General features: G+C 43.9%; 15 protein-coding genes and 1 pseudogene. 3 read left to right on the forward strand and 13 right to left on the reverse strand.

Annotation, left to right across the window (positions count from 1 at the left end; all coding sequences use genetic code 11):
• From EI164_RS16970 to EI164_RS08075, 5 genes and pseudogenes are all read right to left on the reverse strand, one after another.
• Positions 1–186: pseudogene (locus EI164_RS16970) on the reverse strand (hypothetical protein); the annotation flags it as partial.
• Positions 187–209: 23 nt separating this feature from the next.
• On the reverse strand, positions 210–713 hold the full coding sequence (locus EI164_RS08060) for a flavin reductase (protein ID WP_192519479.1): 504 nt from the start codon (positions 711–713) through the stop codon (positions 210–212).
• Between the two features lie 209 nt (positions 714–922).
• Positions 923–1954 (reverse strand): methionine synthase, encoded by a 1032-nt coding sequence (locus EI164_RS08065; protein ID WP_192519466.1) that lies wholly within the window; start codon positions 1952–1954, stop codon positions 923–925.
• Positions 1955–1982: 28 nt separating this feature from the next.
• Positions 1983–3005: a DUF1852 domain-containing protein gene (locus EI164_RS08070; protein WP_192519467.1), complete on the reverse strand. Its 1023-nt coding sequence runs from the start codon at positions 3003–3005 to the stop codon at positions 1983–1985.
• 216 nt (positions 3006–3221) lie between these two features.
• On the reverse strand, positions 3222–5381 hold the full coding sequence (locus EI164_RS08075) for a heavy metal translocating P-type ATPase (protein ID WP_192519468.1): 2160 nt from the start codon (positions 5379–5381) through the stop codon (positions 3222–3224).
• 198 nt (positions 5382–5579) lie between these two features.
• Here EI164_RS08075 and cadR point away from each other — a divergent pair, with 198 nt between their 5' ends.
• Complete coding sequence (gene cadR / locus EI164_RS08080; protein WP_192519469.1) at positions 5580–5993, forward strand: Cd(II)/Pb(II)-responsive transcriptional regulator; 414 nt, start codon at positions 5580–5582, stop codon at positions 5991–5993.
• A gap of 56 nt (positions 5994–6049) precedes the next feature.
• Here the strand turns inward: cadR and EI164_RS08085 are convergent, their stop codons facing one another.
• Together EI164_RS08085 and EI164_RS08090 are read right to left on the reverse strand one after the other, a co-directional pair.
• Positions 6050–6595, reverse strand: coding sequence for a rhodanese-like domain-containing protein (locus tag EI164_RS08085; RefSeq protein WP_192519470.1), 546 nt, complete (start codon positions 6593–6595; stop codon positions 6050–6052).
• Positions 6596–6787: 192 nt separating this feature from the next.
• Positions 6788–7480, reverse strand: coding sequence for a peroxiredoxin (locus EI164_RS08090; RefSeq protein ID WP_192519471.1), 693 nt, complete (start codon positions 7478–7480; stop codon positions 6788–6790).
• 377 nt (positions 7481–7857) lie between these two features.
• On the opposite strand from EI164_RS08090, the gene EI164_RS08095 reads away from it, so the two are divergent.
• Entirely contained in the window at positions 7858–10176 is a 2319-nt protein-coding gene (locus tag EI164_RS08095) for a TonB-dependent receptor (protein ID WP_192519472.1), read from the forward strand.
• A gap of 381 nt (positions 10177–10557) precedes the next feature.
• Here EI164_RS08095 and EI164_RS08100 read toward each other — a convergent pair whose 3' ends face one another.
• The 5 genes from EI164_RS08100 to EI164_RS08120 all read right to left on the reverse strand — a co-directional run bounded on the left by EI164_RS08100 (position 10558) and on the right by EI164_RS08120 (position 17073).
• Positions 10558–10824: a hypothetical protein gene (locus EI164_RS08100; RefSeq protein ID WP_192519473.1), complete on the reverse strand. Its 267-nt coding sequence runs from the start codon at positions 10822–10824 to the stop codon at positions 10558–10560.
• Between the two features lie 168 nt (positions 10825–10992).
• Positions 10993–11259 carry a hypothetical protein gene (locus tag EI164_RS08105; RefSeq protein WP_192519474.1) on the reverse strand — a complete coding sequence of 89 codons (267 nt, stop codon included), beginning with the start codon at positions 11257–11259 and terminating at the stop codon, positions 10993–10995.
• A gap of 755 nt (positions 11260–12014) precedes the next feature.
• On the reverse strand, positions 12015–12629 hold the full coding sequence (locus EI164_RS08110; RefSeq protein ID WP_192519475.1) for a YceI family protein: 615 nt from the start codon (positions 12627–12629) through the stop codon (positions 12015–12017).
• Between the two features lie 29 nt (positions 12630–12658).
• Positions 12659–15757 carry an efflux RND transporter permease subunit gene (locus tag EI164_RS08115; RefSeq protein WP_192519476.1) on the reverse strand — a complete coding sequence of 1033 codons (3099 nt, stop codon included), beginning with the start codon at positions 15755–15757 and terminating at the stop codon, positions 12659–12661.
• Positions 15754–17073 carry an efflux RND transporter periplasmic adaptor subunit gene (locus EI164_RS08120; protein WP_192519477.1) on the reverse strand — a complete coding sequence of 440 codons (1320 nt, stop codon included), beginning with the start codon at positions 17071–17073 and terminating at the stop codon, positions 15754–15756. Before EI164_RS08120 ends, EI164_RS08115 begins: the two co-directional genes overlap by 4 nt.
• A 385-nt stretch (positions 17074–17458) precedes the next feature.
• On the opposite strand from EI164_RS08120, the gene EI164_RS17285 reads away from it, so the two are divergent.
• Positions 17459–17587 (forward strand): hypothetical protein, encoded by a 129-nt coding sequence (locus EI164_RS17285; protein ID WP_263972658.1) that lies wholly within the window; start codon positions 17459–17461, stop codon positions 17585–17587.
• A 95-nt stretch (positions 17588–17682) separates the two neighbouring features.
• On the opposite strand, the gene recG is transcribed toward EI164_RS17285, so the two are convergent.
• The gene (gene recG / locus EI164_RS08125) at positions 17683–20055 is read right to left on the reverse strand and encodes an ATP-dependent DNA helicase RecG (protein WP_192519478.1); all 2373 of its coding nucleotides are present in this window, start codon (positions 20053–20055) and stop codon (positions 17683–17685) included.
• Positions 20056–20335 lie beyond the last annotated feature (280 nt).

Here is a 20335-nt window from a genome sequence, read left to right on the forward strand (position 1 = left end):
ATTCACCTCCACCCTAATGTCGGGTGGAGTCCTCTTTCGCTTTTTTGATAGTGGCACGATGATGGTTCCACCGCCCACACCAAAAAGCCCCGCAGCAAATCCTGCGAGGGCACCTATGACTAAAAAAATGATTAATTCCACGGGATAGTTACTTCTCAGATTGACGATGAATAGTTTGATGGCCATTCGATAATGGCCGGATGATTGACTTAAGCGATATCCACTTGACCCACTCGAGAGTAAGCACGATTAAAGTAAACCAAGCTTTCTTCTTGTCCATCTGGTTGCTCAGATTTTTTGATGGCGACTACTCGGCACATAAACACACTGTGCGTGCCTACTTTCTGAATTTGCTCAATCTCACAGTCGAAACTGACCAATGCATCTTCTAAAATAGGAGAGCCTGTTACTAGCTGAGACCAAGCGCCTTGTTTGAAACGTTCTTCTGAATGTAATTTTGAGGCAAAAGCGTTAGAGACGGGCTCATGATGAGCGCCCAACACATTGACACACAATGTTTTGTTTTCAACAAAATACGCATGCGACCGAGACGTCTGGTTCATACAGACGAGCAAAGTTGGCGGTGTATCTGTGACACTGCATACTGCCGATGCTGTAAACCCATGAACGCCAGAGGCACCTTCTGTGGTGACAACATTGACCGCAGTCGTTAACAAAGACATGGCATCTCTAAAATCGGTTGCTTCAATCATATCTTTAATCATTACTGAAATCCTGTGAAACGTTAAAAAATTGTGCTTCAATTTTAGTTTTGCAAAGGGAGATTCTTTAAATAGAATCTCCTCAACGACTGAACTTTAATAAGCATCATTCAAGTTAAAATCCTAGCCTGCAAAACTTACCAGCGTTACCAATACCAAAGCTACCAATGCCGAATTTACATCAGTTTGTTTGATAAGCTCTACGCAGTCAGCTCTTGACGAACGATCTGTGCGCCTGCACTTAATGCCGCAAGCTTGCCACGAGCCACTTGGCGTGACAACGGTGCCATACCGCAATTGGTGGCAGGATACAGCTTGTCAGCATCGACAAATTGTAATGCTTTACGTAGTGTGTTGGCCACTTCTTCTGGTGTCTCAATGGTATTGGTTGCCACATCAATGGCACCAACCATTACTTTTTTACCACGAATCAATTCAATCAAATCCATTGGCACATGTGAGTTTTGACACTCCAGTGAGACAATATCAATCTTAGACTGTTGCAGCTGAGGAAAGGCCTTTTCATATTGACGCCATTCTGAACCCAGTGTCTTTTTCCAGTTATTATTGGCTTCGATACCATAACCGTAGCAAATATGTACTGCTGTTTCGCATTTTAGACCTTCAATAGCACGCTCTAAAGTAGCAATACCCCAGTCATTCACATCATCAAAGAACACATTAAATGCTGGTTCATCGAATTGGATAATATCAACGCCAGCGGCCTCTAGCTCTTTTGCTTCTTGATTCAGGATTTTAGCAAATTCCCAAGCCAGTTTCTCACGACTTTTATAATGATCGTCATACAGTGTATCAATCATCGTCATCGGCCCTGGCAAGGCCCATTTGATTGGCTGATTGGTCTGCTGACGTAAAAACTTGGCATCTTCTACAAATACTGGCTTTTGACGGCTCACCGCACCGACCACTGATGGCACACTCGCATCATAGCGATCACGGATTTTGACTGTCTCACGATTTTCAAAATCAACACCATCGAGATGTTCGATAAACGTGGTCACGAAATGCTGACGAGTCTGCTCGCCATCGCTGACGATATCAATACCTGCATGTACTTGTTCTTGTAGTGACAAACGCAATGCATCTTGCTTGGCTTCAATCAACTGCTCGCCTTCTAATGCCCAAGGTGACCAAATTTTTTCAGGTTCTGCCAGCCAAGACGGTTTCGGTAAGCTGCCAGCGGTTGATGTTGGTAATAATAGTTTTGTCATGGTTGTTTGTCTTCTCTCGTGTGCTCGGTTAAGCAGCATATTTATTATTGGTTTGTTTTTTATCTGCTTGACTATCAACGGTATAGCTTGCAGCCCACTCTTCAAGAATGTCTTGGTATGGCTTGATAAATGTTTCTTCCGTAAACTTACCTTGTGTCACCGCCATCTGACTGCGCTCCTCGCGGTCATATACAATTTGCGTCAGTGAGTAATCTTGATACTTGAGACTTGGTTGATACACTTGACTCGCTGTAGAGTTGGCATTGTAAATTTCAGGACGGTAGATCTTTTGAAACGTTTCCATGGTACTGATTGCACTGATTAGCTCAAAATCAGTGTAATCACTTAGCAAATCACCAGCGAAATAAAACGCTAACGGTGCCACACTGCCGACAGGCATGAAGTAACGAACGGTCAGACCCATTTTGTGAAAGTAATCATCGGTTAACGAATACTCGTCTTGTCTATATTCAACCCCTAGCACAGGGTGATGATTGGTAGTGCGATGATACGTCTTACTGGTTGAAACACTGAGGCAAATCACTGGCTTTTTATTAAATTGCGCTTTGTATGCCTCTGAATTCAATAAGTCTTGAAACAACTTACCATGTAAGTCACCAAAGTTTTTGGGCACCGGCTCACCTGGTTTTTTATCAAAATGATCTAGCAGTACGATACTAAAATCATAATCGCGCACATAAGAAGAAAAACTGTTACCAATCATACCCTCAATACGGGTGTTGTCTTTATGATCAGTAATCGTTGTTTTTAAGGTTTCAATAATAGGAAAATTATTGCCGTTGCCTTCGATATCCATGTTTACAGAAATAATATCTACGTCAACAGAATAGCGGTCTGCTGTTGGGTTGTCCCAATGCGCCAATGCGTTAAAGCGATTGTCTATCATTCTTAACGTTTTGCGTAGGTTCTCTTCGCGATGTTCGCCACGCGCCAAGTTTGCAAAATTAGTCGTCAGACGTGTGCTGTCTGCAGGCTGATAGTTTTCATCAAAACGAATGCTCGAAACTGAATATGTAAACGGTGTACTCATGGTGATTGACTGCCTTAATCTGTTCTCAATATCTGAGATAAAACCAAATTTGTGTATGAAATGAATCATACCTAAATCAGAACATGAATAAAAACGATACAATTTAAGCTAAAGATGAATTATATTCATCTTTAGCTTTCGAGAGGTTGTGTAAAGGCACAAAAAATGATCATATAAGCTAGAAATGGAAGGCAGTCTAGAAATGGAAAGCAAGACTTATGGCTGCGTTGCTGCTTTAAACTTGAATCTAAGCAATCGCAGCGCATTCAGCGTAACCAAAATAGTTGCGCCAGTATCCGCTATGACAGCGAGCCATAGACCTGTCACACCCAGTACGGTAGTGATGAGAAAAACACCTTTTAGACCCAGTGCAAAAATCACGTTTTGATGAATATTAGACATGGTTGCCCGTGACAGTGCCACTAGATGAGCGACATCGGTCACACGGCTTTTTAATAACGCAACATCCGCTGTTTCGATAGCCACATCAGTACCACCGCCCATGGCGATGCCGATATCTGCGGTGGCGAGCGCTGGAGCATCATTGATACCATCGCCCACCATCGCTATTTGGGTATTGTCTCTCATCTCATTTAGCAGACGCAATTTGTCTTCTGGCAGCAGCTCGGCTTGCCATTGTATGTCTAAGTTGCTAGCCAGTGCCTGCGCAGTACGATGGTTGTCGCCTGTGAGCATCACTGAACGAATACCCATGGCTTTAAGCTGTGCCACCCCTGTTTGAGCACTCTCTCGCAATTCATCTCGTAACGCGACCAATCCAAGGACGTCACCGCTCTGCTCATCAAACAGCACCGAAACCGTCTTGCCATCGTGTTGTAGCGATTCAATTTGTGCTTGTTGTTTGGGCGACAGCAATGCAACGTCAGCAGCATAGACAGGCGAACCAATGGCTAGAGACTGCCCAGAGACTGTTGCATGCACCGCTTTACCAGCAGTCGCATAGGCATTGGTGGGCACAGGTACGGCAACTTGAGTGTCTCTCGCATGATCTACAATAGCCCTCGCAAGTGGGTGATTAGAGCCGGACTCTACACTAGCAAAGAGCGCCAATACCTCATGTTTAGATTGAAAATCCATATCCTTTTGTGTAAAAGAAATAACGTCAGTAACGCGTGGCTTGCCTTCGGTTAAGGTACCTGTTTTGTCAAAAGCAACTGTGTTCACACGACCAATCGCTTCTAAGGCGCTACCACCTTTGATCAGCAAGCCACGACGCGCAGCGACCGCTAGACCAGAGGCAACAGCGGCTGGGGTTGATAAAACCAAAGCGCACGGGCAAGCAATGAGCAAGAGTGCCAAGCCACGATACAGCCAAGTGGCCCACTCGCCGCCTAGAGCTAACGGTGGAATAATAATAATCAATAAGGCAATCGCCATCACTGCGGGTGTGTAGTATCGACTGAATTTTTCGATAAAACGCGCAGTTGGTGCTTTGGAAGCCTGCGCCTGCTCTACGAGCTCAATAATACGTGCAATCGTGTTGTCCGCTGCTGTTTTCTGTACACGTACCTGTAGCGCGCCATCTATGTTGATTGACCCTGCGAACACATCATCACCTACCATTTTAGCAACTGGTACAGACTCACCTGTTACTGGTGAATCATCAAGGCTAGACGTACCTTGTTCGATGACACCATCGGCAGACACTCTATCGCCGGGGCGCACGAGTACGAGGTCATTTACCTGCAACGATGAAGCCGAAACGTCATGCTGTTCGCCATTTTTATCAAGCAATACTGCCGTTTTTGGCACCAGTGATGCCAGTGCCTTAATACCAGCACGTGCGCGATCAGCAGCCACGCTTTCTAATAGCTCACCAATCGAAAATAAAAACACAACCGCAGCAGCCTCTTCGGCTTCCCCAATAATCAGCGCGCCAATGGCAGCAACCGACATCAGCATTTCAATCGAAAAAGGCGAACCTGACATCGCTAGAGCAAAAGCTTTTCGGACAAATGGATACACACTAGCAATCACCGCTACCGCGAACACCCATATACCATAATCAGGAAACAGTAATGCGAGTGTATATGCGACAGCCATCAGAATACCGACAACTAGCACTTGCTTGCCTTTTAGGGTTTGCCACCAACGCGGCTCTGGTGTCTCTGATGCATCATCATCCGTATGTGAGGCGATTGATGAATCTGTATAGGCAGATATACCAAAGCCCAGTCGTTTGATGGTTTTTTCGATATCGCTGAGTTGCGTGGTCGAATCAGCCGCCAACGTCAATGATAACTTTTCCGTCGCAAAGCTCAGCTCTATATCGTCAACGCCCGGCATACGGGTGAGCGCCTTTTCAATCTTGCTAACACAGCCAGCACAGTCCATACCTTCAATATGATATTTCATAATAATTTATCCTTTTCAATAAAGATATTATGAACCCTCTAGTGGCTTTAGAGTCAAGACTATAAATATTCAATTTGGCAACCTTCAATCCGATAGCCTTGATTTGTTGGACATCAGACCTTATAGTTACTTTAGTGTTAGGACTTTAAGGTTAAGACTGTTTGCTATTAACTTTCTAGAGAATAGAGGTCATTCATTATGCCCATTAAAATTGGCGCGCTCGCTAAACGAGTCGGTGCCACCGTAGAAACCATTCGCTATTATGAAAAGGAAGGGTTACTACCAGAGCCCTCTCGTAGCGCCGGAAACTATCGCTTATATCGTGAAGACCATGTCGAGCGTCTACAATTCATCATGCATTGCCGGACGCTGGACATGACATTGAGTGAAGTGAAGACGCTACTTGGGTACTGGGATGAGCCTGATAAAGACTGCGGTGATGTAGATATCTTATTGGATGAGCATATTCACGCGGTGGAGGTGCGTATGCAAGAGCTGGCACAGTTAAAGCAGCATCTAACCGTATTACGTCAAAAATGCGTCAGCAGTACTTCGGCGGTATCCTGTGGAATTCTACAAACCCTTGCCGATAACTCTTGTCATCAGTCGTAATATTGCTAAGGTGTGTCGTCATTCTAAAAAACACACCTGTATCATTCCTAAAAAGCTTACGGCTTGTTGATTTTGTCAGCATTAATCTTTGACGACCAAGGTAAACCTGAGTTTTGCCAGCCATTCACTACACGAAACCCTTTCATATCACCTTCTTTTACCGTACTGCCCTGAAAGCCGTGATCGATATATTTAACGTTTGAAAACCCTTGCGATAATAGATAATCAGCACTGGGCTTGCCACGTGCAGATCCAGACCGGCACATAGTCACAATAAGCGCGTCGTTACCTAGACCTTTGGCTTTTAATGCTTTTTTTACATCAGAGGCAAAGTTTGGGTTGCTCTGCATGGCAAAACTGCCTTTGCTATCATTAAACTGAGTACGATCAACTAGCTTAAAAGGAATGTTGATATCTACAGCATCTGTAAAACCGATAAACATGATTTCTACTGGATCACGCACATCAATAAACAGCAGCTCGTCCGGAGCTTCTTGTACAAGATTCCAAACCTCTTGTGGTGGCACAGATAGCGCATCTTCCGCACTTGCATAGGAAGTCAAACCAAACAGGATGAATAGTGACAATATAATTGTTTTCATTTTTTCTCCTTGGAGAGATAAATTTTTTGAGATTAGCCTGTTTAAGACGACCCTCAATATCAGTAGTCGATAACATAAATAGAAACCGTAAAAAACGGTAGAAACTTAAAAAGGTAAAAAAATTAGGCGTGTCGAATCATCAACACGCCTATATTTACTCAATATCCACTATCAAAATAAAGCTCACTTCTATTAGAGTGTTTTTTTACTAAAATACCAGTCCGTATAATCATAACCATCGTCCACACGACTTTCGGCTTCTGTAGCGGTACGTGGTGGTGGTACGATAACAGGATCTCCTGCTTGCCAATTCTCTGGTGTAGCAATATTGTTTTCATCACTGGTTTGTAGCGCCTCAAGCAAGCGCAAGAATTCATCAACCGAGCGGCCATTGCTCATTGGATAGTAGATCATTGCCCGCAATACACCTTCAGGATCGATGATAAAGGTGGCTCGTACTGCCGAGGTGTCACTGGCACCAGGCTGAATCATGCCATAAGATTTGGCAACCTGCATCGATAAATCAGCAATAATGGGAAAGGTAATCTCTACACCAAAGTTTTCTTTGATATTACGCATCCAAGCAATATGCGAATGTACACTATCAATAGACAACCCTAATAACTCACAGTTTTTGGCACGAAAATCTGCCGCTTTAGTAGCGAATGCCATAAACTCAGTGGTACATACAGGGGTGAAATCCGCAGGATGCGAGAACAACACCAACCATTTACCTTTATAGTCAGCCAATGACTTCATACCATCAGTGGTTAACGCTGTAAAATCAGGCGCTGGCTGGTTTAGTTGAGGAAAAGCCGGCGCGCTAACTGGTGCTGTATCATTATGGCACGAATGATTCTCACATGAATGTTGATTCTTTCTCATATCAATCTTTCCTTATCGTTGGTTAATAGCAATATATTAACTATAGCACATTGATATACAAATAAACATTATATAAATAAATATTGTTAATTTTTTGAATAATTATTGCTCGAGTTTTTGGACTGTATCAGACCACTGTCATATAAAAAATCAGTACTGATAATATTGAAATGATAACCCGCTATTTGATGCTTTTGAGAGCACTAAAATGGCTATAGATTGAATTGAGAATACAAAACCTGATACAAAACAAATAAGTATAGAAACAAAAACCATTATCATTTACAATACTATTCACAACTTTAGTATACCCAGTATTGCTATCTCAGCATCAGTCAGTGCCTCTATTTGATCATCCAACTAAATGAAGTGAAACTATGAAAAGTCGTCATCAACTTGCCTTATCCGTTTTGACTCTTTGTATCAGCCAACAGTTATACGCTCAAACCAATATCAACGACAGCACTAACAATGCTGTTGGTGCATCAGAAGTGTCAGACTCAAGCGCAACTTCTACTGAAGAACCAAGCGTGACTCTGGATGCCATCACAGTGACTGCAAATGCCAGAACTGGTACGGCACTGGCGCAAAAAATTAGTGAGATGCCGGCTGTCACTCAAGTGCTTACTGAACAAGAGATTCAGGTGCAGGCCACAGGTGACCGTACCACAGGCGATATATTGGCACAGCTGATTCCAAGTTTAGGTGCCAGTAGCAGCTCAACGAGTAACTACGGCACCACCATGCACGGTCGTCCAGTACAATACTTACTTAATGGTGTACCATTAAGTAGCTCACGTAGTCTGTCACGAGAGCTGAATAGTATTGATCCTGCCCAGCTTGAGCGAGTAGAAGTACTATCTGGTGCTACTAGTATTTATGGTGCTGGTGCAGCTGGCGGCCTAATCAACCTAGTGACCAAGTCAGATGTGGGCTATGGTCCTATCAGACAAACCCGACTAGGCATTAGTAGCAGTCGAAACTTTGATTCTGAATCGTTGGGTTATAGCGTTGGGCAAACCTTAGGTTATGGTGGCGAGCGAGTATATGGACGCTTAGATGTGGATTACGGTAGTACCGGTGGCAAATTCGATAGCCATGGTGATCGTGTTAGCCCAGACATCCTTCAAACTGACCAACAAGATACCGAGTCTTTAAGCGTGAACGCCAGCTTAGGTATGGAATTAACAGATACTCAGCGACTTGACTTAGCTGTCACTTACTATAATGATGAGAAAGACACTGACTACGGTCCAGATTACGGTGACGGTTTAGCAGTATTATTTGGTGCGACACCTTCGTTGAACGCTATCGATGGTGCCGATATTGAAGATCAACCGTACACCACAAAAACATCCGCCAACTTAAGCTATAACGATGATGACTTCTTAGGCTCGAACTTAAATGTGACCGGTTATTATAGAGACGAAAAAGGCCGTTTTTACCCTTCTGCTAAAACAGTAACAACACAAGATGATTATGCTTCTTACAGCGGTGGTAATCCATATTTCGTTACTCAGTCAGAAGCAGAAATTGAGGTCATGGGATTGCGTGCAGCAATGCAAACAGACACTGAACTTGCTGGCAAAAACGTACTACTGAGTTATGGTGCTGATTTTGAACGCGAAAATAGTGAGCAAACTTACTATGGACAAGATTTTGCGAGTTTTTTTGCTAGCAACGGTTTAACTGCTAAGACAAATGGACTTACCTACAATGCTGGGCCAGATACTACTATTGATAAATTGGGTGCTTTTATCAACGCCGATGTAGATTTGACAGATAAGTGGCATACCAGTGCTGGCGTACGTTATCAGCAACTAAAATCAGAGACTGATACCTTTACACCGATATATGAGCAATTACTAGAAGAATATTACGCTAATGACTCTGCCACTGACTATGAAGCTGGAATAGTAGAAGCAGGCGATACCGATCACGATAAAGTCCTATTCAATCTTGGAACTAGCTATCAATTAACACCGAACGATCAGATTTTTGCTAATTTTTCACAAGGGTTTACGACAGCAGATATCCAGCGTGCGCTGCGTGATGTACGAGCAGGTTTTGTGGTCAATTCAGACAATGTTCAGCCGATTACAACAAATAACTACGAGTTTGGCTGGCAAGGCAAACACGGCGATACAGCAGCACGCTTGAGCGGTTTTTATAATGAATCAGACAAGGTTGTACGCTTCACCGATAGCTATACTGTAGAAGTGGTCGATACCGATGAGCGTGTCTATGGCGTAGAAGGCTCTTTGACTCACGATCTCAACGATAAATGGCAAGTGGGCGGGACTGTCGCTTACACCCGTGGTCAATATGACAAAGATGGCGACTGGTTAGAGTTAGATGCTGTGCGCCTAACCCCATTAAAAGGTACTGCGTTTGCTCAATACAGCTTTGATGGAGGCAGCAACGTACGTCTACAAGCATTAGCAATAGGTGGCAGCGACACAGCCTATAAAGACCAACAAAAAGATCCAGACTCTAGCGCATTACCTGTTACAGGTTATATGACGCTTGACGTATTAGGTCAAGTCAAAATGCCAGTAGGCCGAATGGATTACGGCGTTTATAACGTGCTTAACAAAGACTATCTAACGGTCTATCACCAAACCACTTATGGTGATACGAATCGTCTACCTGCTTCTGGCACTACCTATGGTTTGAGCTATACGATTGATTACTAATAACTGTCTAAAAACAAGCAGTTAAAACAGAACGGCCCTAGATAAAAAGTCTAGGGCCGTTCTGTTTTGGTCATAGACTCTTGGTTATAACGCTATTTATAGTAGTGATAAATATTGCGAAAGATTCAAAAAATTTAAGAAAGGTTACATTGCTTGCATTGGTAATTAGCGCATGTCATTATTTAGATCTTGGGACTTGAAGTGAATAAAACGTTACCCCATAATAGTATTTGTTGTAACAGCAAAAAAGGCAGCCTGATGGCTACCTTTTTATAAATACTGTTATACGACTTGTTTTGCTAGAGTAAGTTTGTGGCTGGTTCTGTGTTAAGCCACATGATGTTTAGTGACATATTTACTTAGCAAGTAACGTACTATAAATTACGAATATGGTTGAGCTGGTTCTTTTTCCATGACTGTTTCGCTGCTATCAGTCTCAGCTTCTGTGGTATCGACACTTGCTCCATCAGTTGGATACACCGCTTCACTTTCGCCTTGGCTTTCAAGGACGCTATCAGGGCTGTCAACTTCAGCTTGCATGGTAGTATCAGGCGTTTGCATCTCTGCTGATTCCCCTGCTACTGCTAAGCTTGGAATAGTTAGTGCGGCGCCAACAAGTAATGATAGAGATAAAGTAAGGTTTTTCATTGGTTAATTCCTTGGTTCTTAAATTTGGTCTACTGTCTAAAATATGCTGAGACTAATTTATAAATACTGATGTACGACTTGTTTTGCTAGTATAAGTTTGTGGCTGATTCTGTGTTTGGCCACATGATGTTTAGTGACATATTTACTTAGCAAATAGCGTACTATGAATTACGAATATGGTTGAGCTGGCTCTTCTTCCATGACTGTTTCGCTGCTATCGGTCTCAGCTTCTGTGGTATCAACACTTGCTTCATCAGTTGGATACGCCGCTTCACTTTCGCCTTGGCTTTCAAGAGCACTGTCAGGGCTATCAACTTCAGCTTGCATGGTAGTATCAGGCGTTTGCATCTCTGCTGATTCCCCTGCTACTGCTAAGCTTGGGATAGTTAGTGCAGCGCCAACAAGTAATGGTAGAGATAGAGTAAGGTTTTTCATTGGTTAATTCCTTGGTTTTTAGATTTGGTATGTCATTTAAAAATATGCTTAAACTTCAACAATATTTTTTATGGCTCAAACCTATCAACAAATATTATTATAAATAAAAGTCCGATAACCCCTTAAGTGATTATCATGTTCAGTTTGAGCATAGAGTGTGATGATCTAATTTTTGTTAGTCATCATCTCCGAACACAAGACTATCAATTAATAACTTTGGATTTCAGTAGCACAAAAATTACCAATCTAACGTTTTTATTTTTTCATGTGACATTGTGCAATTGCTATGGCAGCTTTGTTATATAAGCATATAAATGAATATTTCTACTGCTTTACAGCCTCAAACCTAAGTATATAAACAAATAATGATTAGATTTCTATCAAACCATACCTAGAAAAATCTTATTTATCACCGTTCAAAACCTTCTATCACTCCACTCTTTTATTGCCAAAATATACCGTCACCTCCTTTATATTCGGATATCTATTCTAATATGTGGTCATTTTTTTGATTAATTAATAGTGGAAGTATGTTGATAACATTCTGATAACATAATTTCGTCAATATATTTTTGTGGTCGTATCAGTTTTTTGAATGTCATTACAATAATAAAGAGACTGAGCAAAACACTCTTTTCCATCTAAGAACGCGATAACTCTCGATAAAAAAACCCTAATGCAATCTATGCATTAGGGCTTGTTTGACGATATGCTGAAAACCTTTGACTCACATTGGCAGACTGGCATAGGACATACTATTGCTTTACCGCCTCTATCTGAATAGTCAATGCTACCTGTTCTGTCATACCTAGCAATGTATATTTACTGATGCCCCACTTTGTCCGATCGATAGTCGTTGTAAATTCACCACCACAGACTGTTTTTTTAAGTATAGGACTCAAATAGCAGTTAAACTTAGCAGCCGTTAGCGTAATAGGATTAACCTTGCCATGTAACGTCAGCATGCCATCAACTTTGACAACATCTGAACGGTTTTTATCATTCGAAAAATGCCATTTAGTGGACTTGAAATGAGCTATTGGAAATGTTTCAACATCAAAAAAGTCTGCACTTTTAAGTGTGTTATCAAAAGCTTGATTACCTGTATTCAAGGTATTTAAGGGGATTAATAGATCAATACTACCTGTCTTGGCTACTGGATTATATTCAAGCTGACCACTCAGATTATAAAAACCACCAGAGTTCGTTGACGTATTGAAATGATCAATAGCGAAACGCACGTTGGTATGAGGAGGGTCGAGATAATAGGTGGTCGCATAACTACTGGCTGTGCCTAACATGCTAAGTCCTAAGCTGACCAAAAACTTAGAATAAGAGAATAGTTTTTTTGAGCGTGATATTTTATTCATAGTGACATTCCTTTGTATATAGACAAGACTTAATTTATAGTGGACTGATCTTTACCACTTGGTACCAGCCATTTAGCAAACCAATTCGATAAGTCATCCATCAAAGTATATACGACCGGAATAACCACGAGACTGAGAAGCGTTGAAGTCACCAGACCGCCCAATACCGCTGCTGCCATAGGCCGACGGAAAGTTGGATCCGCATCACCCCAGCCGAATACCAGTGGTAACATGCCAGCACCCATCGCAATCGTCGTCATGATAATAGGTCGTGCTCGCTTACGGCAGGAGTCTACAATCGCCTCAAACCTTGGTAACCCAAGATTCTGAGCAATAATGGCATAATCCACCAAAAGAATAGAGTTTTTGGTGGCAATACCCATCAGCATAATAAAACCAATCATCGAAGGCATGGACAAACTACTACCCGTAATCACCAGACCCACAAACGCCCCACCAATAGATAATGGCAATGCCATCAAAATCGTAAACGGCTGAAGCAAACGACCAAACAGTAAGATCAAAACACCTAAAATACAGATAATGCCGACCGACATCGCGATAATGAAGCCGCTAAACAGCTCCGCCATGTTTTCGGCTTGACCCTGATCAATGACAGTAATTGATGCAGGCAAATTCTGCATGGCTTGGGTGTTTTTGACCGCTTGTACCAACTCACCTAATTCAGTCGTTCCAGGTTGAACGATGATACCGATAGAGCGCTCACGATCTAGGCGTTTTATTTGCGCAGGTCCGGTACCGAAATCCAAGCGCGCCACGTCTCCTACACGCACGCCTTGTCCGATTGCGTTTGTACTAGGGACGTACAACCCTTCTAATTGATTGATGTTTTGTTTGGCAATATCTGGCAAACGCACGACGATAGGAATCTGTCTTGTATCTAGATTAAGCTTGGACAAATTTTGCTCGTAATCACCCACGGTGGCAATGCGTAATGTGGTCGCGATATCTTGTGTGGTGACGCCTTTGTCCGCCATAGCCAAACGATCAGGCGTGACTGTCAGCTCTTGGCGCGGCAAACTGCGATCACTAGTGACAGCACCCACACCCGGTAAGGCTCGAATTTCTGACATAATCTGCTGCGCGGTTTGCTCAAGCACTTCTGGGTTGGTACTGGTCAAAGAAAAATTATAACCCGTCTCACCACCACTCGATAATCCAACGGTAAAGCGAGCACTGGGCACTTCTGATAATATGCCGCTGATTTTTTGCTCAATCTCTTGCTTAGTACCACGCTCAGCACGTGGCGCTAGCACAATATCTAGACTGGCGATGTTTTCTGCCATACCACTACTCGAACTAGAGTTAGGGCCTATATCCTGTTGCGCATCACCTACAGCGGTAAAGATATCCGTCACTTCTGGCAACGCTAAAATACGAGCACTGGCCAACGCCGCCACACGTTCGGTGTCTTCTAGCGCAACGTCTGGCGTCATCTCAATGGCCACTCGCGTCTGGTCAATATCGTTGTCAGGAATAAAGGCCGTCGGTAATAGCTTCACCAATCCCAACGAAGCAACAAACAATACCAACGTAGCGCCTATCGTGATCCAGCGATGATGGAGGGTCCACGCAACCAGTTTGAGATACCATCCCATCGACTTACTTTGTTTTTCGACTTGCTGTTTTTCTGGTCGTAATATGTACGCTGCCATCATCGGCGTAATCAAACGAGCGACGAGCAATGACGCAAAAATAGCGAGGGCGGCTGTCCAACCAAACTGCCGAAAAAACTGACCGACAACGCCGCCCATAAATGCAGTTGGTAAAAACACAGCGATTAGGGTAAAAGTAGTCGCGACGACAGCCAGCCCAATTTCATCAGCGGCCTCCATTGCCGCTTCATAAGGCGTCTTCCCCATCCTTAGATGACGAATGATATTCTCAACCTCGACGATAGCATCATCGACCAACACACCAATGACCAAAGATAAAGCCAATAAGGAGATGATATTTAAGCTAAAGTCAAACAGATACATGGCCAAAAAAGTAGGAACCACTGACAATGGCAGTGCGACAGCAGCCACAATCGTCGCGCGTATATTACGTAAAAACAAAAACACAACGATAACCGCTAAAACCCCACCCTCAATCAGCATTTTAATGGACGCATCATAATCTTGAGCCACTGGTGTCGCCCGATCATAAACTTTATCGACTTGGATATTACCCATCGATGCAGTGAGCGCCGCCAGCTCTTTATCAACTTGCTCCATGACCTCAACTTCACTCGCCCCTCGCGACCGAGTAATATTAAATGCGACGACAGTCTCACCATCGAGCGATGCGATAGAGCTAGGGTCAGCAGCGCCATCTGTCACTTGAGCCATACGTCCCAATGTTTGTGTACCGCCCGTCGGCACAGCTATTTGTATATCATTCAATCCGTTAGCGCGATCAACCGCACCCAAGACTCGAATCGTCTGAGTCGTATTGCCTACTTCTGCTTCACCGCCCGAGCTGTCCTGCTGAATACCAGCCAATTGCTGAGACAACTGGGTGATAGAGAACTGTAGACCGCTTAGCGTAATCGGATCTGCAGCCACCGTAATCTCTCGCTCCAACCCGCCAATACGACTGACCGTACTCACTCCTGGAATATCCGATAAGCGCTTGGTGATCGTATCGTCAACGAACCACGACAAATCTTCAACGCTCATATTATCGGCAGCAACTGAATACGTCACGACAGGAAACCCTGCTGTCGACACTTTGGTGATAATGGGATCGTTGGCGGCGGCTGGTAAATCTCCTTGCACTTCACCAACGGCAGAGCGCACATCATCAACAGCTTCTTGAATGTCTTTTTCTAGTACAAACTCAGAGGCAATGGTTGCCACCCCAGTCTGCAACGTGGTGCGAATATGCTTCACACCTTCGATACTGGTGATTCTGTTCTCGATTTTTTTGGCGATGTCGTTTTCTAATTGCGAAGGGGCAGCGCCCGGTAGCGTGACGGTCACGACAACAGCGGGCAGATCAATATCTGGGAACTGCTGCACTTTCATTTGCATGAGACCATAGACACCACCCAATGTGAGCAGTATAAATAGCAAGATAGCAACCAGTGGGTTTTTGATCGAATAGGCCGAGACATTTAAACTCATGAGCGTGCCTGCTCAGCTGAACCAGTAGCTGATTTTTTGCTAGCAGCATCATTCACAATATTGACCAAATCTCCGTCATTCAGGAAACTACCGCCCTGCTTCACCATTTGACCATCACTCGGTAATGGCTCTGTGACCGCAACACGATCACCCAGACGTTCACCCAATGTCACCCGTTGCTGCTGAACTCGCCCCGTACTTTTGCCATCTTTAGTATTCACATCCGTTATGAGCATGACATAGTCGTAGCCATCGTTGCTGACGATAGCGCTATTTGGCACCGTTTGCGTACTAGCACTACCTAATAAAAACTCGCCCGTCTGATACATGCCAGCCCTGACTTGTGCACTGGTCTCTAAGCTGGCATAAATAGTTATTTGACGGTTGTCATCAGCAGTAGGGGCAATACGGCTGACCTCTCCCATAACAGAGTTACCACCCGGTAAGCTCACGCGTACTGGCGTGCCGACACTGACTTCGCCTATTAGCTTAGGATCGATATCTGCACGCCATTCTAAAATGCCGCCTTTAATAATCGTAAACAGTGGCTCACCACCAGCCACCATACCGACCTCGACCGTTTTCTCACTAATAACACCACTCACTGGTGCAACGACTCTAGCATTCTCTACACTCAGGCGCTGACTACTCAGCCGAGCTTTTGATGATTGTAAAACGGCTTTAGCACGCAGCTCCGCAGTACGATAGCGATCGGCCTCTTGTTTACTGATGGCATCGATATCTAGCAATGGCAATATACGTGCGGCATCAGCACTAGCATTGGCCAATGTCGCTTCTGCTTCTGCCACATCTGCTTGTGCTTGTAAAACTTGCTGCTCCATCGCATCCGTATCGAATACTGCCAATACTTGACCCGCTTTGACGCGATCTCCTTCCTCGACCAATATACGCTCGATAGCCACGCCCGTTACTTTTGCGCTGACGTTCGCCATGTCTTTGGCGTTGATGGTGCCATCAGCACGCAATGTATTACCAACATTATCTTGGCTGGGAGTGATAGTTTCTACTGAAAGTACTGCCTGCTCTTCATTAGCCGCGTCACTCTCAGTACTAGCTTGCTCAGCTGTTGTCGCTGCTGACTCATCTGCGGCAACATTACTAGTATTCCAATATCTACCCAGCAAAACGCCTATCAATAAAACAACCGCTACCACAGGCCACAACCATAATGGTATTTTGGAGGTAGGTTTGTTAGTAGCCTCTGTTTGACGATAAGGTGGCAACGGATTATTCGCTAACGGCTGCTCATCATTGGCTAAACTCGGCTTGTCATTGTGGTCTGAAAGGTCATTCATAGTCGGTCTCTATTCGTCAGTCTCTATAAATAAACAAGCTCCAACGTCGTAAAAAATATAAAGTAAACAAGGTGATGTGCAACGATCTTATCAAGAATGTTTTTTTAATATTGTAGACTATCTAATCATTGCGTCAATTCAGTTAAGTATCTAAAAGGTCAATTGTTGATAATAACTAGGGGCAGTTTAGTAGTAAGCTTTTTTACCTCAGCACGATGTCACACTGAGCTGACGAAAATATAATAACAGTGCTTAATAGTAATGAAGTACGAAAACTAATAATAGAATACAAAAACCAACGATACAGAGTGCGTACAGTTCAGCCTTGTATTTTCGGCGTAATTTGTCATTATTGATGACTAAACCATTAAGAAAGGAAATAATCATGGCTAATAAGTCAGAAGTAAAAAGCATCAAAAAAGATATTAAAGACACCAAAAAGGCAATTAAGCAAAAGAAGAAAGACCTCAAAACGCTTAAAAAATCGCTAAAGAAGGCAAAAAAAGCCAAATAGTTTTATCAAAAAAAAGAGGACAGCATTGGCTGTCCTCTTTTTTTATTTACCATCGATATCTTGCTTAAATGCTCTATAAAGATACCAAATACATTTTACGCATTGGTATAGCGACTGGCCTCTGGCATCCAACGATGAATAAGCTGGCTGACATCTGCTTTGCGAGCAGGGTCTGATATTAAATGCTTGGCCAAACGCTGCGCAATCGCAAATAGCTGCTCATCACGAATGAGATCGGCCAGATAATAACCGATATTACCTGTTTGCCGTTTACCCAACAACTCACCTGGCCCACGCAGCTCTAAGTCTTTTTGCGCAATGACGAAACCATCCGTACTATCACGCAATACATTCAAGCGCTCAGTACCAGTCTCAGACAGCGGCTTTTGATAAAGCAATACGCAGTAGCTTTTGGTAGAGCCTCGCCCTACTCGCCCGCGTAATTGGTGCAGCTGTGACAGTCCCAATCGTTCTGCATTCTCGATGACCATTAACGACGCATTAGGCACATCGACACCGACTTCGATAACAGTAGTAGCAATGAGCAAGTCTAGCTGCCCTGCTTTAAACTGCTGCATGATGACTTGCTTATCCGCAGATTTCATTTTGCCATGTACTAGTCCAATACGGATATCCAAGCGCTCGTTTAAGTCTTCATAAGTCGCTTCGGCCGCTTGTGCATCCAGCACACTAGACTCTTCGACCAATGAACATACCCAGTACGCTTGTCTACCCGCCTCACAATTAATAGCGATTCGCTCAATCACGTCATCACGGCGATTACGATCAATCGTCACAGTCGTAATGGGCGTACGCCCTGGTGGTAACTCATCAATGATAGAAGTATCCATATCACCATAGACACTCATGGCTAACGTGCGCGGAATCGGTGTTGCGGTCATAATAAGCTGATGCGGTGTACTATTAGCAACGCCTTTATTGGTCAACGCCATACGCTGCTCAACACCAAACCGATGCTGCTCATCAATGATAACTAGACCTAACTTGGCAAACTTCACCGTTTCTTGAAACAACGCATGCGTACCGACTACGATTTGTACGGTATTTTCAGCGATTGTCTCCAATGACTCACGGCGTTGCTTCGCGGTTTGCTTACCAGCTAGCCAGCCCACACCGATACCTAATGGCTCGAACCATTGTTTAAAATTAACCAAATGCTGCTCTGCTAAAATCTCAGTCGGTGCCATCACAGCCACTTGCCAGCCACTATCTAGTGCATAGCCTGCCGCGCCTGCCGCAACTAACGTCTTACCTGCACCGACATCACCTTGTACCAGTCGCAACATAGGCACAGATGTTGCCATATCGGCCGTAATATCGCGCATGACTCGTTGCTGAGCGCCTGTCAAATCAAACGGTAGCGCGCCAAATAACGCGTCAGCTAACGGGCTTTGAGTATCGCACTTTGGCGCTTTGTGCTGATGCAATTGCTGACGCCGATATAGTAGGCTGAGCTGATGAGCGGTTAGCTCTTCAATAATCAAACGCTGGCAAGCGGCATGGGTGCGCGCACTCAACTGCGTTAATAATTTATATTGCTGACCAGCATCGGTATAGGTAGGCGGCGTATGCAATAATACTAACGCCTCAAATATCGTCAAATTATAGACGTTATTATTCGCCGTGCTAGCAGCTACTGTATTGATATCATTGGTTGCATGACGGTTAGCAGCATAAGCAGCTGCACTGGCTTTATTAATGCTATTTGCGCTATTGCCACTTGTATTGTCTGGCACACTACGTGCCAATGTTGAAAATATGTCTTCTGGATGACCCGTTTCTGCATTCAATGGTTTGGGAGGCTCAAAAGGCGCTAACGGAAGATCTGCCACAACACTGAAATCGGTCTCGGTAAACAGCGTCATCGGTAGACCTTGGCTGCGTACTGTCTGTAACGCCAGTTTAACCAATGTACGCAGTTTATTCTGATGCAGGCCTTTGACACTTGGATAAATTGGTTGCAGACCCGTATTGGTCATAGCAGCACTGTCTGTCACAATCTGGTATTCAGGATGATGTATCTGCTTGCCGTATCGACTGACTTTGACCTCACCAAACAATTGCAGCTGCGTACCCAAGCTCATCGTTTGTGCAAGACCGCGATACACCTTAAAAAACCGTAATGAAATGGTACCTGTATCATCATCCACCACCACTGTCATACCGCTGCGTTTGGTATCGACGTTTACCACACGCCCAGTGATGAGTACCGATTGCCCATTTTCTGCATCCGCTATAGAGACCAAGCGGCTACGATCCTCATAATCACGTGGCAGATGCAGTAGTAAATCAAATATTCGTTTGATATTTAATTGTGCCAATTGCTCTGCGACTTTTAGCCCGACACCTGCCAGCGCTGTCACGGGCATATCTAATGCCGAGGCTGACCGACCAGACATTGCGTTGCCTGAAGACTGAACTGGAGCGTGGCTTACCGATGTTGGCATCAAATATCCTAGCGAGATTTTTAAATATGTTATGTGTTTAACTGTCGTATTATCATTTAGAAAAAGATCAATAAGTCATTTATATCATACCAACCACTAGGGCGTGTTTGATATTCATAAATAGGGCTGCCGATTGCTAAAATTGCACCAAACTAGGCGCAAGCCGACGATAATGTCGAGACCTTAACTAGGCTTGTAACAACGTTTGCAAAAATGTTTGGAAGCATTTTAGCATCAGCCTTGAGAACGGATCCAGCAAAGCTCTGCTTTGCCCGTTTGC

The organism is Psychrobacter sp. FME13, assembly GCF_014861395.1.
Classification (GTDB): domain Bacteria; phylum Pseudomonadota; class Gammaproteobacteria; order Pseudomonadales; family Moraxellaceae; genus Psychrobacter.

Bases quoted from the DNA above. Each gene is read 5' to 3' on its own strand.
- EI164_RS08090 (WP_192519471.1), bottom strand. From the start codon at position 7,480: ATGAGAAAGAATCAACATTCATGTGAGAATCATTCGTGCCATAATGAT.
- EI164_RS08060 (WP_192519479.1), bottom strand. From the start codon at position 713: ATGATTGAAGCAACCGATTTTAGAGATGCCATGTCTTTGTTAACGACT.
- EI164_RS08115 (WP_192519476.1), bottom strand. From the start codon at position 15,757: ATGAGTTTAAATGTCTCGGCCTATTCGATCAAAAACCCACTGGTTGCT.
- EI164_RS17285 (WP_263972658.1), top strand. From the start codon at position 17,459: ATGGCTAATAAGTCAGAAGTAAAAAGCATCAAAAAAGATATTAAAGAC.
- EI164_RS08085 (WP_192519470.1), bottom strand. From the start codon at position 6,595: ATGAAAACAATTATATTGTCACTATTCATCCTGTTTGGTTTGACTTCC.
- cadR (WP_192519469.1), top strand. From the start codon at position 5,580: ATGCCCATTAAAATTGGCGCGCTCGCTAAACGAGTCGGTGCCACCGTA.
- EI164_RS08110 (WP_192519475.1), bottom strand. From the start codon at position 12,629: ATGAATAAAATATCACGCTCAAAAAAACTATTCTCTTATTCTAAGTTT.
- EI164_RS08100 (WP_192519473.1), bottom strand. From the start codon at position 10,824: ATGAAAAACCTTACTTTATCTCTATCATTACTTGTTGGCGCCGCACTA.
- EI164_RS08095 (WP_192519472.1), top strand. From the start codon at position 7,858: ATGAAAAGTCGTCATCAACTTGCCTTATCCGTTTTGACTCTTTGTATC.
- EI164_RS08120 (WP_192519477.1), bottom strand. From the start codon at position 17,073: ATGAATGACCTTTCAGACCACAATGACAAGCCGAGTTTAGCCAATGAT.
- EI164_RS08070 (WP_192519467.1), bottom strand. From the start codon at position 3,005: ATGAGTACACCGTTTACATATTCAGTTTCGAGCATTCGTTTTGATGAA.
- EI164_RS08105 (WP_192519474.1), bottom strand. From the start codon at position 11,259: ATGAAAAACCTTACTCTATCTCTACCATTACTTGTTGGCGCTGCACTA.
- EI164_RS08075 (WP_192519468.1), bottom strand. From the start codon at position 5,381: ATGAAATATCATATTGAAGGTATGGACTGTGCTGGCTGTGTTAGCAAG.
- recG (WP_192519478.1), bottom strand. From the start codon at position 20,055: ATGCCAACATCGGTAAGCCACGCTCCAGTTCAGTCTTCAGGCAACGCA.
- EI164_RS08065 (WP_192519466.1), bottom strand. From the start codon at position 1,954: ATGACAAAACTATTATTACCAACATCAACCGCTGGCAGCTTACCGAAA.